3 protein-coding genes are annotated in these 15,097 nt (G+C 75.5%); all 3 read right to left on the bottom strand.

What is annotated here, in order from left to right; translation table 11 throughout:
• Window positions 1-95: 95 nt before the first annotated feature.
• The 3 genes from ccrA to J2S46_RS03015 all read right to left on the bottom strand — a co-directional run bounded on the left by ccrA (window position 96) and on the right by J2S46_RS03015 (window position 14,050).
• Window positions 96-1,259, bottom strand: a complete 1,164-nt coding sequence (gene ccrA / locus J2S46_RS03025; protein WP_191291488.1) for a crotonyl-CoA carboxylase/reductase — start codon at window positions 1,257-1,259, stop codon at window positions 96-98.
• Between the two features lie 133 nt (window positions 1,260-1,392).
• Window positions 1,393-5,223: a type I polyketide synthase gene (locus J2S46_RS03020; protein ID WP_191291380.1), complete on the bottom strand. Its 3,831-nt coding sequence runs from the start codon at window positions 5,221-5,223 to the stop codon at window positions 1,393-1,395.
• Entirely contained in the window at window positions 5,216-14,050 is an 8,835-nt protein-coding gene (locus tag J2S46_RS03015) for a non-ribosomal peptide synthetase (RefSeq protein WP_191291381.1), read from the bottom strand. The genes J2S46_RS03020 and J2S46_RS03015 overlap by 8 nt, the downstream gene beginning before the upstream one ends.
• Window positions 14,051-15,097: the final 1,047 nt, after the last annotated feature.

Below are 15,097 nucleotides of genomic sequence, written 5' to 3'. Positions count from 1 at the left end.
CCCGGCCCGCCCCCTCGTCGGCGTGGTGCGGCCGGGGACGTGGGGGCCGCGCCGCCCACCCCGATCGGGGCGGCGCGGCGCGGCCCGGTGCCCGGTTACGCGGTCGCGTTGACCAGGACGGCCATGTTCCCCGCCGGGTGGCGGTTGTCGTGCAGCAGCTGGTGGGCCCGGCCGATCTCCTCGAAGCCGACCGTCAGCGACAGGCAGGGGTCGACGACACCCTGCGCGATCAGCCGGGTGACCTCGTGGGCCTGGCGGGAGTTGGCCGTGTGCGAGCCCTGCAGGCGCTTCTGGCGCATCCACAGGAAGCGCAGGTCCACGTCGCCGTTGTAGCCGGTGGTGCCGCCGCAGATCACCACCATGCCCGCGTTGTCGCACAGGTACATCGAGGTGGGGACGGTGTCCTCACCCGAGTGCTCCAGGACGATCCGCGGGGCCCGGCGCTCGCCGAGAACCTCCCAGAACCGCCGCCCGAACGCCCGCACCCCGCTCGTCCAGCGGGCCATCGCCTCCTCGTCCGAGGTGGCGGGCAGCCTGCCCCAGTGGCCGAAGTCCCGGCGGTTGATGTAGCCCTCCGCACCCAGTTCCATGCAGTACTTGCCGCGCTCGTCGCTGGAGACCACGGCGACCGGGATCCCGCCCGCCCAGCGGACCAGCTGGATCGCGATGCAGCCCACCCCGCCGGCGCCGCCCCAGACCAGGACCGGGTCGCCCGGCCGCACGGTGTGAGGCTCCCAGCCGAACAGCTGGCGGTAGGCGGTGGCCGCGGTCGCCATGTAGCAGGCGGCCGCCGCCCAGGACAGCCGCTTCGGCTTGGGGAAGCACTGGTACTCCTCGACCACGGTGAACTGGGCGAAGGACCCGAAGTTCTCCTCGTAGCCGAAGACCTTCTGCGAGGTGGAGGTGGTGGGGTCGGCGCCCAGCCGGATGTCCGCCGCGCCCTCGTCCCACTGGTTGGCCAGGATCACCACCTCGTCGCCCAGCTTGAGCTGGGTCACCCCCTCGCCGACGGCCCAGACGACGCCGGAGGCGTCCGAGCCGCCGATGTGGAAGTCCTCCACGGCGCCCCGGCGCCGCCGCGCGGCGACCACGTCCAGCGGCTCGCCGAGGGCGGCCCAGACGTTGTTGTAGTTGACACCGGCCGCCATCACCTTCAGCAGCACCTGCCCGGGACCCACCGGCGGCACGTCGACCACCTCGGTGCGGAAGGCGTCGGCCGGGCGGCCGTAGCGCTCGGGCCGGATCAGTGAGGCGTACATCCGGGCCGGGGCCTCGCCCAGCGGCGGCGCGGTGCCGAGTTCGTAGAGGTCCTTGGTCACTTCGGGCTCCTGACGGTACGGGGGAGGAACGGGGCATCAAAAACGGGGGATCAAAGGGGTGCGCGGCGCCGGGTCAGCCGGCCACCGGGTCCAGGGCGGCGGCCACGACCGCGGCGATCCGGGCCAGTGGAGCGGGCTCCGTCATCCCGTAGTGGCCGCAGTCGACGGTGTGGTCATGAAGGGTGCCGCCGACATAGGGGCGCCAGGCGTCGGCCTTCCCCGGCGTGTCCGCCGGGCCGCCGGCACCGTCCGGATCGCCGTCGGCGCTGAAGAACAGGACGTCGCCGTGGAAGACCTCGGGGTTGAACCCCGGGGAGATCAGCAGGCTGTTGCGCATGACCCGGGCGATCGAGGCGGCCTCGGCCGGCGTCACGGGCCCCGGGGCACCGCGCCGGGCCGCCTCGTCGAGCAGCTCCAGCACCCGGGTCACGTCCTGGCCCGGCTCGCCCGCCGGGACGGCCAGGCCGGCGACCCGGGCCAGCAGGGCCGCCACCTGCGCCTCCACCACGGCCGGGTCGAGCGGACGGGGGTCCGCCGGCGGGGCGTCCAGCATCGCCAGCAGCTCGACCCGCTCGCCCTCGCGCTGCAGGGCGGTGGCCATCCGGTGGGCCACCATGCCGCCGTAGGACCAGCCCAGCAGGCGGTAGGGGCCCTGCGGCTGCACCTCGCGCAGCAGGGCGAGGTAGGACTCGACCATGTCCTTGGCGTCCGCGGCCACCGGCCGGGCGCCGTCCAGGCCGAACGCCTGGATGCCGTAGACCGGTTGTGCGGGGTCGAGGAGTGCGGGCAGGCCCGAGTAGCGCCAGGCGACGCCGCCGCCGGGGTGCACGCAGAACAGCGGCCGGCGCCCGCCCGCCGCGCGCAGCGCGAGCAACGGGGCGAAGGCGTCGGGGCCGGCGCCCCCGCGGTCGGCCCGCTCCAGCAGGCCCGCGACGGTGGGGGCGGCGAGCACGGCCGCGGGCGCCACCTGCAGCACGCCGCTGCGGCGCAGCCCGGCGCACAGCACCACCGCGCGCATCGAGTCGCCGCCCAGGTCGAAGAAGTTGTCGTGGATGCCGATCGGGTCGATGCCCAGGGCTTCCTGCCACTGCCCCACAACCGCCCGTTCGCGCTCGGTACGCGGGCCGGCGTAGGCGGTGGCCAGGTGCGGCCGCGCGGCCGGCGCGCCGGCCGGCGCGGGCCGTGCGTTCTCGCCCTCCGTCTCCTCCTCGGCGGCCGGCGGAGTCGCCGCGGGCGCGTCGATCCAGTGCCGGCGGCGGTCGAAGGCGTATCCGGGCAGGGCGGTGCGGCGGCCGGCCGGGCCGGCGCCGGCCGGGGCGGCCAGGTCGACGGGCACCCCGGCGGTCCACAGCCGGGCCAGGGCCTCGGTCAGCACCTGGGTGTCGGGCCGCTCCGCCCGGGCGTGACGCATCGTCGCCACCGTGGTCGGCGGCGTGCCGGGCAGCGCGACGCGGGCCAGCTTCGCCAGGACGTCGCCGGGGCCGATCTCCACCAGCAGCGGTGCGTCGCGCTCCCACAGTCGGGCGATCCCGTCGGCGAACCGGACGGTGTGCCGGGTGTGGTCGAGCCAGTGCTGGGGTGAGCACGCCTGCTCGTCCGTCACCCAGTCACCGGTGACGTTGGTGACGTACGGGATCCGGGGCGGGCACAGCGTGACGCCGCGCAGCGCGTCCGCGAAGCCGCCGAGGACCGGGTCCAGCACGTGCGAGTGGGCGGCGGCCGGCATCCGCAGCCGCCGGTGGGGCACGCCGCCGGCGGCCAGCCGGCGCTCCAGCGCGGCCACCGCCTCCTCCCGCCCGGCGACGGTGCACGCGGCGGGGCCGTTCACGGCGGCGAGCGACAGCTCCGGGCCGAGGTGCCCGCGCAGTTCGGCCTCGCCCAGTTCGACGCTGACGGTCGCTCCGCCGGCGGAGGCGATCAGCCGGATCCGCTCGGCCACCAGCGGCAGCATCTCCTCCAGCGGCAGCACCCCGGCCAGGCAGGCGGCGGTGTACTCCCCGAGGGAGTGGCCGAGGAGGGCGTCCGGCCGCACCCCGCGGGCGGACATCAGGGTGGCCAGCGCGTACTCGGTGACCACCAGCGAGATGAAGGCCTCCGCGCTGCCGGGTTCGGTGTGCTCGTACAGGGCGGTGCGCAGGTCGCGCCCGAGGACGGGACGCAGGATCCGGGCACAAGTGTCGACCGCGTCCCGGTAGTCGGGGAAGTCCCGGTACAGCTGCGCGCCCATGCCGACGTACTGGGTGCCGCCGCCGGGCAGCAGGAAGGCGACCGCCGGGGCCGCGCCCGGGCGCGCCGGCGGGAGCGGGACCGGCGGCCGGCGCAGCTGGGCGGCGGCGTCCGCGGTGGTGGCGGCGACCACCGCGGTCCGGTACGGCATGGCGGGCCGCTCGGCGTACAGGGTGTGGGCCACGTCGGCGAGTTCGGTGCCGGGGCGGTCGTCCAGGTGCCGGGCGAGGAGCGCCGCCTGGCCGACCAGGGCGCCCGGGGTACGGGCGGAGAGCGGGAGCACCCGCCAGCGCGGCTCGGGTCCGGGTGCGGTCGGCCGCGGGGCCGGCGCGGCCGGGGCCTCCTCCAGGATGACGTGCGCGTTGGTGCCGCCGACGCCGAAGGCGCTGACGGCGGCCCGCCGCGGCTCGGCGCCGCGCGGCCACTCCTCGGCGGCGGTCGGCACCCGGAACGGGCTCGCGGCGAAGTCGATCAGCGGGTTGGGCGCGTCGAAGTGCAGGTTCGGCGGGATCGTGCGGTGCTCCAGGGCGAGGACGGCCTTGACGAAGCCGGCCATGCCGGCGGCGGCGCCGAGGTGGCCGATGTTGCTCTTGACCGACCCGAGGGCGCAGAACTGCCGGCGGTCGGTGCTCTCCCGGAACGCCCGGGTCAGCGCTGTCACCTCGATCGGGTCGCCGATCCGGGTCGCGGTGCCGTGCGCCTCCACGTACCCGATCGACTCGGCCGTCACGTCGGCCATGGCCTGGGCCGCCAGGATCGCCTCCAGCTGGCCCTCGGTGCTCGGCGCGGTGAACCCCACCTTGCGGTGGCCGTCGTTGTTCACGGCCGAGCCCCGGATCACGGCCCTGATCCGGTCCCCGTCGGCCAGCGCGTCCGCCAGCCGCTTGAGGACGACGACGCCGACGCCGTCGCCCGAGGACGTCCCGGCGGCCTGCGCATCGAAGGGGCGGCAGCGGCCGTCGGGGGAGAACGGGCCGTCCGGGAGGTAGTGGTAGCCGAGCATCGCCGACGGGTTCAGCGAGGCCGCCGCCGCCAGTGCCAGGTCGCAGGAGTGGTCCAGCAGTGCCTGGCAGCCGGTGTGGATCGCCACGAGCCCGGTCGAGCAGGCCGTCTGCAGCGACACGCTCGGGCCGGTCAGGTCGAGCTCGTAGGAGATCCGGGTGGCCAGTGTGCCCAGCGAGTTGGCCGTCGCGGCATGGACCAGCGCCACCGAGCCGGGCCGGCCGGCGAACCGGGGGTGGACGTGCGCGGGGTAGTACCGGCTGTCGCCCGCGCCGGCGAAGACCCCGACGGTCAGGCCGGGGTGCCCGCCCGCGTAGCCGGCCTCCTCGAGCGCGTGGTACGCGCACTCCAGCATCAGCCGCTGCTGGGGGTCGACCAGGGCCGCGTCGGCCGGGCTCCAGCCGAAGAACGCGGCGTCGAACCGGTCGATGCCCTCCACCACCGAGGCCATCCGGACCAGCTGGGGGTCGCTCAGGTCGGCCGGGTCACCGCCGGCGGCGAGGAACTCCTCGTCGGTCACGGGGCGGACGGCGTCCCGGCCGGCCACCAGGTTCTCCCAGAACTCCTCCACCGTGTCGGCACCCGGCAGCCGGGCCGCCATGGCGACCACGGCGACGGCGCTGTCGGGCTCGTAACCGCTGTCGGGCCCGTAGCGGCCCGGGTCGGTCTCATCCATCGTTCTCGGTCCTCGTCCTCGCTCGGGTGGTACGGGTCCGTGCGGCCTGTCGGCGCTGCGCCTGCTGCCGGGCCCGGGCCAGGGCGCCGCCCGGCGCGTCCCCGGGCGCCCCGCCCTCGCCGGCGTCCGCCGCGGCCTCCGGCCGGGTGCCCTCGCCGGCCTCGCCGCGCGCGGCGAGGTGCCGGGCCAGCGCCCCGACCGTGGGGTGCTCGAACAGGTCGAGCACGCTCAGGTCGCAGCCCAGCTCCCGGTTGACCGCCGTCTGGACGGCCACCAGCAGCAACGAGGTGCCGCCGAGGTCGAAGAAGCTCATCTCCGGTGCCACCTCGTCCCGGCCCAGCACCCGGCACCAGACGGCGGTCAGGGCGTCCGCCAGCTCCCGGCGCCGGGCGTCGCCCGCGCCCGTCGGCGAGGCGGCCGTGACGGCTCGCGCCGAGCCGGCCGCGCGCAGCACCCAGTGCCCGGCCGCACCGGCCAGGCGGGCGGCCTCGGCCGCGCCGTGCTGGACGGCCGAGATGTCGGCGCCCTCGCGCAGCTCCACCCGGCCCGCGAGCCGGTGCACCGGGCGCGCCCGGTCGAGCACGTGCCCTCGCACCCAGGCCGCGCGCCGGTCCACGCCGATCAGCAGGTGCGGCCCGGGCAGCGAACGCGCCAGGTCGAACGAGCGCAGCCCGTCGTCCTCCTCCAGCACCCGGTAGCCGCGTGCCTCGGTCAGTGCCTTGAGGGCGTAGCCGCGGCTCATGCCGATCTCGGCCCACATGCTCCAGGCCAGGCTGCGGGCGTCCGTCCCGTTGCGGCGCTGGTGGACCGCCAGGGCGTCCAGGAAGGCGTTGGCCGCGGCGTAGGCGCCGTTCATGGAGCCGCCGAAGAAGCCGTTGACGGAGGAGAACGAGAGGAACGAGGGCGCCGCGTACTCGGTGGCCAGCCGGTGCAGCACCCAGCCGCCGGTGATCTTCGCGGCGAGTGCGGCCCGCCAGCGGGTCAGGTCGAGGTCGGCGGCGGCGCCCTGGTCGAACTCGCCGGCCAGGTGCAGGACGCCCGCCAGCGGCAGGGACCAGGCGGCGGCGGCCTTGTCCACGGCCGCGCGGACCTGCGCCGGATCGGTGATGTCGGCCGCCTCGTACCGCACGTCGCCCTGCTCGCGCAGTGCCCGGTAGGTCTCGACCCGCCGGTCGCCCGCGGCGCCCGGGGCCGCCGGGGCGTCCCAGGACCGCTCGGGCGGCAGGCCGGTGCGGCCGACCAGCAGGAGGCGGGTGCCCGGCGTCTTCAGCAGGTGCCCGGCGATCCGGGCGCCCAGCTCGCCGAGCCCGCCGCTGACCAGGAGGAAGCCCTCGGGGGCGGCCGGTTCGGAGCGCGGCGCCGGCTCGGGCAGCGGGGCCAGCCGGCGGATGTAGCGTGCCCCGGCCCGGTAGGCCACCTCCGCGTCCGCCACCGGGGCGGAGGTCTCGGTGAGGATCAGTTCGGCCATCCGGTCCGGTGCGGAGGCGGGGAGGTCCAGGCAGGCGGCGGCCAGCCAGGGCAGTTCCTGGCGCAGGCTCAGCAGCAGACCGCCGGCGGCGGCGTGGGCGTAGCCGGGGCGGTCCTCGGGCAGGACGTCCCGGGCGTCCGCCGTCACCAGGTGCAGCGTCGGCCGTTGCCCCGGCCGGTGCGCCGCGGCCAGTGCCTGGGCCAGGCAGAGCAGGCTGTCGGCGCTGTCGCGCTGTGCGCAGAGCAGGGCCTCGACGGAGTCGGGCTCGGCCGTACCGGTGCCCAGCGCGCCGAGGTGGACCACCGCGTCCACCGGGCGGTCGTCGCGGTCGAGGGCGGCCAGCAGGCGCCGGTGGTCCTCGGGCGCGTCGGGCCGCAGGTGGTAGCGGGCGGCGTCGAGTCGCTCGAAGGCCTCCGCGGCGGCGGCCACGGTGGCCCGGCCACCGCCGCGTCGCAGCCGTTCGGCGAGGGCATCGGCGGTCTCCACGGAGAGCGGGTCGGAGCACGCAAGCACCAGGGTGTGCCGCGCCGGGGGCGCCGGCCGGTGCTGCTGCTCGGCGCGCTGCCACACCGGGCGCAGGAACCAGTCGGGCACGGTGGCCGCGGTGCCGAGCAGCAGCTCCGAGCGGCGGGCGATCTCGTCGAACTCGCCGGCCTCGAAGCGCCTGCGCAGTTGGGTGCGCTGGATCTTGCCGATCTCGGTCTTGGGGATCGCCTCGCCGGGTACCGGCAGCAGGTGGGCGGGGCTGACGCCGATCTCCCGGCCGACCTTGCCGCGGATGGCCCGCAGCGCCTGGGCGACGTCCTGTCCGGGCTCCAGACGGACGAACAGCGCCAGCTCGTCGGTGCCCGCCGCGGGGTCGGTGCGCACCGCGCAGGCCGCGGTGAAGCTACGCACCACGAAGGGCAGTTGCTCGACGCAGGCCTCGATCTCGTGGCTGTAGTGGTTGACGCCGTTGACGATGATGACGTCCTTGGCCCGGCCGGTGATGTGGAGCTCGCCGGCCCGCAGGAAAGCCAGGTCCCCGGTCTCGAACCAGCCCTCGGCAGTGAAGGACGCGGCGTTGGCAGCCGGGTTGTCGTGGTAGCCCGAGGTCACCGAGGCGCCGCGGACCTGGAACCGGCCGACGGTGCCTTCGGGCACCACCTGCTCCCGCTCGTCCACCACCCGCATGGCGAACCCGGGGTAGGGCAGCCCGCAGCTGACGAAGCCGTCCTCGCCGGCGCCGGGTGCGGCCGCCAAGGAGGTGTCGGTGACCACCGAACAGGTCTCGGACATCCCCCAGCCAGGGTGCATCACGGTGCCCGGCATCCCGAACGGAGCCAGGGAGGTGAGGAAGCTGCGGGCGGTGGCGGCCACCACCACCTCCCCGGCGTTCATCACCAGGCGCATCGGGGAGAGGTCCCAGCGGCGGTCGGCCATCCGGTGGGCGTGCTCCCCGAGCAGTCCGAAGGCGAAGTTGGGTGCCCAGGTGACGCTCACCCGGTGGCGGTCCGCCAGGTCCATCCAGCGCAGCGGGTCCTGAAGAATCCACGAGGTGGGCGCGTGGACCTGGCGGCAGCCGAGGTAGAGGTCGCGCAGGTGGAACATCACCACGCCGGTCACGTGGTCCAGCGGGATCCAGTTCAGCGAGACGTCGTCCTCGGTGAGCCCGTTGACCGCGACCGCCGCCGCGGTGCGGGCCAGCACGTTGCGCTGGTCGAGCCGGACGGCCTTCGGCAGGCCGGTGCTGCCCGAGGTGAGCAGCATCAGGAAGTCGTCCTCGGGCCGGGCCGGGTGCCACTCCCCGTCGGGCGGCCCGTCCCGCAGGGCGTCCACGGTGGCCAGCCGCAGGCCCGGCCAGTCCCGCCGCGCGGCCAGCTCGCGCAGCCCCGCCTCGCTCCCGGCGGAGGTGAGGACCCACGGCCGGTCGAGCATCCGCCAGACGCCCTCCAGTTTGGCCACCGCGGCCGACGCGGCGCGGTAGGAGCCGGGCACGGTCAGCGGCACGGTCACGAATCCGCCGAGGACGCAGCCCCACAGGGCGGCCAGGAAGTCCTCGGTGTCCTCGCACTGGAGGATCACCCGGTCGCCGGGGCGCAGGCCGCGCAGGCGCAGCCCGCCCAGTACCCGGGAGGCCTCCTCGGCCAGGCTCGCGTAGCTGCGGCGCACCTCGGTGCCGTCGGCCCGGACGTGCACCGCCTCGGCCCGCGGGCCGCCGCTCGCGGCCCGGCGCAGGGCCTCGGCCCAGGTCGCCACGGTCGGTTCGGGCAGCGCGGGGCCGATGCTGATCGAGGGGACGCCGCCGGCCGGGGCGGGCGCGGGCGTGCCGTCGGCCGCGGGGCGGCGCGGGACGGCGGAGCCGGTGTGCCGGCGGCCGAGCGGCTCGGTCTCCTCCTCCAGTTCCACGGTGGCGGCCACGACCTCGGGCAGCGCGGCCAGCGCGGCCTGCCAGCGGGCGGCCGGATCCGCGTCGATGCGTGGCAGGCCGTCCAGCGCGGTCGCGGTGTCCGGCAGGCCGTCCCCGGTGCGCGGCAGGTCGGTTACGGCCACCAGCCGCGGGGCCCGGGCCGGGTCCGGTGCGGTGCGCAGCAGCGCCTGCGCGGCCTGCTCCACGGCGCCCGTGCGGGTGAGCACCACCAGCACGGTCGGCCGCCCCGCCTCCCCCTCGGCGGGCGGCAGCACCAGGCAGTCCCGGATGTCCGGGCAGGCCAGCACGGCCTGCTCCAGCGGCCCCGGGTCGAAGGCCTCGACGGCCGCCGCACCGGCGCCGGCGGGCCGCCGGGCGGGCGCCGGCAGCGCGCTGATCCGGATCGTGGGATCGGCGGCGACGGCGGTCAGCAGCGCGTGCAGGGAATCGGCCAACTCCCTTACGGTGTCGGCGTCGAACAGATCGGTGCGGTATTCGATGTGGCAGCCGAGTCCGGCGGGGGACCCGTCCTCGCCGGTGCGCTCCAGCACGTCCACGAAGAGGTCGAACTTCGCCGTCCCGGTCGGACTCGGTGTCAGGGCGGCCTGCTGGGAGCCGAGCCGCAGGACGGCCGCTTCGTTGTTCTGCAGTGCCAGCATCACCTGGAAGAGCGGGTGCCGGGCCGCGGAGCGTGGCGGGTTGAGGTCCTCCACGAGCCGGTCGAAGGGCAGCTCCTGGTGGTCGAACGCCGCCAGGTCGAACGCGCGCACGCGGGCGAGGAGTTCGCTGAATTCCGGATCCCCCGAGGTGTCGGTGCGCAGCACCAGGGTGTTGGTGATCAGCCCGATCAGGTCGTCCAGCGCCGGCTCGTCGCGCCCCGCCACCGGGGTGCCGAGCGGGATGTCCGTGCCGGCGCCGGACCGGGTGAGCAGGGCGGCGACTGCGGCCTGCAGCACCATGAAGAGGCTCACGCCGTACCGCTCGGCCAGCCGCAGCAGGGCGCGGTGCAGGTCGCCGTCGACGTCCACGGCCAGGCCGCCGCCGCGCCCGGCGGGCTGCGCCGGGCGCGGCCGGTCGACCGGCAGCGGGAGTTCCTCGGGCAGGCCGGCCAGCGCCGTGCGCCAGAACGCGCCCGCCTGCTGGACAGGCGAGTCGTCGACCGCCGGTTCGTCGAGCAGCGCGCGCTGCCACAGGGCGTAGTCGGCGTACTGGACGGCGAGCGGCCGCTCCCAGCGTGGCGCGCGGCCGTGCGAGCGGGCGGCGTACGCAAGGGAGAGGTCCTCGGCCAGCGGGCGCAGCGACCAGCCGTCGGCGGCACTGTGGTGCAGGACCAGGACCAGCACCTGAGCGCCCGGGCGGTCGCCGTACAGGCCCGCCCACAGCGGGGTGTCACGGGTGAGGTCGAAGGGGTGCCGCTCGGCCGCGGCCACGTGGGCGTCGACCTCCCCGGCCGGGCAGTCGACCACCTGCAGGGTCGGGCGTACGGTGCCCGGCGGCCGGATCTCCTGGTAAGGGGAGCCCTCGTGCTGCGGCAGCACCGTGCGCAGACTCTCGTGCCGGTCGGTGAGGTCGGCGAGCGCCGCCCGCAGGGCCTCCGGGTCGATCGTCCGGTCGACCCGGACGACCAGGGGGATGTTGTAGGTGGCCGAGGCCGGGTCCAGCTGGTTCAGGAACCACATGCTCTGCTGGGCGGAGGAGAGCGGGATCAGTTCGGGGCGCTCGGTCGCCACCAGGGCGGGGCGGGCCGCCGGGGCGCCGGGGCGTCGCCCGTCCAGCCGTGCGGCGATCCCGGCCGGGGTCGGCGTGCCGAAGACCGCGGACATCGGCACCGCCACGCCGGTCCGCGCGCGCAGTCCGGCCAGCAGCCGCCCGGCGAGCAGCGAGTGGCCGCCGAGATCGAAGAAGCTGTCGTGGACGCCGACCGTGCCCTCGGGCAACTGCAGCACTTCCTCGTACAGGCGGCAGACCAGCGCCTCGGCGGCCCCGGCGCCGGCCCGGCTGCCGGTGCCGGCCCCGGCGAAGTCGGGGGCGGGCAGCGTCCGGACGTCCAGTTTGCCGTTGGGCGTCAGCGGCAGGGCGGGCAGCAGGACGCAGGCACCCGGCACCATGTACTCCGGCAGCAGCCCGGCGAGGTGGGACCGGAGCTCGGCCGGCGCCGGTGAGGAACCCGGCCCCGCCACGGCGTAGGCGACCAGCATCCGGTCCGTACGGCCGGCCGCCTCACGGGCGACCACGGCGGCCTGGACGACCCCGGGGTGGCGCAGCAGGGCGGCCTCGACCTCGCCGGGTTCGATCCGGAACCCGCGGATCTTCACCTGCTGGTCGGCGCGCCCCGCGTACTCCAGCGTGCCGTCGGCCGCCCGGCGGGCCAGGTCGCCGGTGCGGTACATCCGTTCGCCGGGCGGGCCGAACGGGTCCTGGGGGAAGCGCTCGGCGGTGAGCTCGGGCCGGTTCAGGTAGCCGCGGGCCAGGCCCGGGCCCGACACGTACATCTCGCCCGTCCAGCCGGGCGGGACCGGTTGGAGGTACCCGTCCAGCAGGTGGACCCGCAGGTCCGGCAGCGGGGTTCCGATCACGCTGCGCCCGCCGCCCTCCTCGACCAGCGCGCGGGTGACGCGGTGGTGGGTGACGTGCACGGTGGTCTCGGTGATGCCGTACATGTTGACCAGGGCGGGCGTCTCGTCCCCGTACCGGTCGGTCCAGGGGCGCAGGTGCGCGGGCTCCAGCGCCTCGCCGCCGAACACCACGTAGCGCAGGGCGAGCGGCTCGGCGCCGGTGTCGGCCTCCGCGTCGGCCTGGATCAACTGCTGGAAGGCGGAGGGGGTCTGGTTGAGCACGGTGACCCGTTCGCGGCGCAGCAGTTCCAGGAGGTCCGCGGGCGAGCGGGTGACGGCCTGCGGCACCACGACGAGCCGGCCGCCGTGCAGCAGCGCGCCCCAGAGCTCCCAGACCGAGAAGTCGAAGGCGTACGAGTGGAAGAGTGTCCAGACGTCCTCGGGGCCGAAGGCGAAGTGTGCGGCGGAGGTCTCGAACAGCCGCACCACGTTGGAGTGCGGGATCTGCACGCCCTTGGGGCGGCCGGTGGAGCCCGAGGTGTGGATGACGTAGGCGATGTCCTCCGGGGCGGCCGCGCCGCTCCCCGGGCCGAGGTCGGCGGGGGAGCGTGCGGCCAGGTCACGGCCGATGGCGGGGTCGTCCAGCACGACCGCGGGGATGCCGGCCGCCGCCCGCAGGGGAGCGGTGCCGGAGTCGGTCACCAGCAGGGCGGGGGCGGCGTCGGTGCAGACGGTCAGCAGCCGCTCCATCGGGTAACCCGGGTCCAACGGCAGGTATCCGGCACCGGACTTGAGCACCGCGAGCAGGGCGGTGACCAGTTCGGCGGAGCGCGGCAGGGCGAGGGCCACCAGCGTGCCAGGGGCCGCGCCGCGCTCGGTCAGCAGCCGGGCGAGCCGGTTGGCGCGGGCGTTCAGCTCCCGGTAGCTGAGGTCGGTCCCTTCGCAGGTGACGGCGATGGCCTCGGGGGTGCGCGCGGCCTGCGCCTCGAAACGCGCGGAGAGGGTGGCGTCGGCGGGGGGCGGCACCCGCCGGTCGGTGGACGGGACGGGCTGCTCACCGGGCTTCAGCAGGCTGGTCGCCGAGAGTGCGAGCTCCGGCGGGGCGTCGGCGAGTCGCTCCAGCAGGAGGAGGAAGCGCTCCTGGTGGTCGGCCAGTTCCGCCGCGGTGTAGAGCGCCGGATTGGCGTCGAAGTCGATCCGCAGCCCCGAACCGGACGGCCCCGGGCGGACGGTGATCGTCAGGTCCTCGACCACGCCGCCGGTCAGGTGGCCCGCGGTGGCGGGGTGCTCACCGAAGCGCAGGTCGTGGGAGAACGGCACGAGGTTGAGCACCGGACCGTACAACGGCCTTCCGCTGCCCAGGAGTTTGAGGTCACGGCGGAGGTCCTCGCCACGGTACTGCTGGTGCCTGCGGACCTCGCGCAGTTCGGCCGCCGTCGAGCGGACCAGGTCGGCGACGGAGGCGCCGGGTGCTACCGCGACCCGCAGCGGGAGGATGTTCGACACCGTGGCGGGAGCCCGCAGGGCCGCTGATCCGGGGCGGCTCATGGTGGTCACGCCGAGCACGACGTCCGGGGCGCCGGTGGCCCGGTGCACGTACCCCGCCGCCGCCGCCAGGAAGAGGTCGGCGCGCCCGCCACCCAGGCGGGCGGCGGCGGCCGTCAGCCTTTCGCCGGCCGGGCCGTCCAGATCGGTGGTGCGGCGCAGGAAGGGCGCGGAAGGCGGCGCGGCGCCGTCGGCGAGGGTGGCGATCTCGGGGGCGTCGGCGAACCGCTCCGTCCAGTAGGCGCGGTCCCGGTCGAAACGGGCCGAGGCGCGGTAGGCGCTCTCCTCCTCGACCAGTAGGCGGCTCGGCGGGAAGGGGCTCGGTGCCGGCTCCTGCCCGCTCGCCAGCGCGGTGTAGACCGTGGCGAGGCGCTGGAAGACCAGGGTGAAGGCGTATCCGTCGAGCAGGATGTGATGGGCCCTCAGGTACCAGAACCAGTGGTCCGGTCCGGCCTTGAGGAGCGCGCAGCCGAAGAGCGGCCCCTCGGTCAGTTCGACCGGGTTCAGCAGATCCTCGCGCATCCACGCCAGGGCGGCCGCGCGCGGATCGCGTTGCGGACCGACGTCCACCAGTCGCAGGTCGAGGACGGCCTCCGGTGCCGTCGTGGCCTGCGGCCCCTGTGGCGTATCGGTGAGGCGCAGACCGAAGGTGTCCGCCTCGCCGATCGTGCGGCGAAGGGCCCGTTCGAAGATCCCGCTGTCGACCGGGCCGTGGATCTCGGCGTACTCGCCCGTGTTGTAGACGCGGTTCGTCGGGTCCAGCTGCTGTCCGTACCAGACGCCCAACTGCGCGTCGGTGAGCCCGGGCGGACGGGGGGCGGTGCGCTGCGCCGGTGCGGGGGAGGGGGATCGGTCGCGGTCCTGAAGCACGATGCATCGTCCTAGGTCGAAAGCGGGCCGAGGCCGGGCAGGGCCCGGCGCCGGGCGGCAGGGAGCCGCAGCGGCCGGCTGGGGTGGAGGCGGGCGGCCGGCTCGTACGTGTGCGGCTGCCGCTCCGGCGGAGGATTCGCAGGTGGTCGGCAGGCTTGGATCCGGTGCACGGGGACACGCGGCGGCCCGCAGTTCGGCGGGGCCGCAATCCCCTGGCCGGAGGCGAATCGGCGCCGGCGATTTCCGCCCCGCGCACAGTCGTGGTCCTGTTCGCCCTCGAAGGCAGCGCGGAGGGACACCGGCGTCGAGCAACCGCCGTGGAATCGCCCTGGCGCGGCACCGCCCGGCGGGGAAGGTGGAGGCCGACTCGGCCCCCGGACGCACATTCAACCCTTTGTGCCCGGTGGATTTCAAGAGCGGTCGGGAATGCGCCGGAGTGCGCCCCTCGTGCGCGGGCCGTGTTCCGTCGGGTGCCCGCGGCCCGGTGGTCCCGGGGTCTCCCCTGCGGGACGGTGCATCTGAGCGGTGACGTACCGTCAGTTCCGTTGCTCCGTCATATCCCCTCTGACCTGCATGAACACTGCCCCGTGCGGGAGGCGGGGGCGGGTCGGGATATGCCCGTGGCGCTTGTGGCCCCCTTGAAAAGAAGACCGGACTCCGCTTGACTGATGCGACATGCCCACCTCACCCGGCGGTGAGGGGGCTGGTCGGCGTACGTCACTTCAGGTGTACCAGCCACTCGGGGGGAAACCAGTGGAAAGCCGCACCGCCAATGGCGGCATGCCGTGGACCGGGTCAGTCGTTCGCTCCTCGGAAAAGACCGGTGGAGATCCTTCGGCTGCCATCAAGAGTTCATCCAGATATGGGTTTTGAATTCATTCGCCCTGCGTCGAATCTCTTCCCCGGCACGGGATGAGAAGCGGCGACGGTGCGTCGACCCGGCCGGAAACCGCCGGATTCCGCGTCGACCCGTGCGGACGCCGGCCGTCCCGAGCGACTCCTTGGGCCGGCCACCGACCGGTGGGCGGGGCCCGGTCGCGCCACTTC

Source organism: Kitasatospora herbaricolor, assembly GCF_030813695.1.
Taxonomy (GTDB): domain Bacteria; phylum Actinomycetota; class Actinomycetes; order Streptomycetales; family Streptomycetaceae; genus Kitasatospora; species Kitasatospora herbaricolor.
Note: the sequence above shows the minus strand (reverse complement) of the source record. Positions and strands in the feature narration are given on the sequence as shown.

Coding starts and splice junctions, on each gene's coding strand:
- ccrA (WP_191291488.1), bottom strand. CDS start 1,259: ATGTACGCCTCACTGATCCGGCCCGAGCGCTACGGCCGCCCGGCCGAC.
- J2S46_RS03020 (WP_191291380.1), bottom strand. CDS start 5,223: ATGGATGAGACCGACCCGGGCCGCTACGGGCCCGACAGCGGTTACGAG.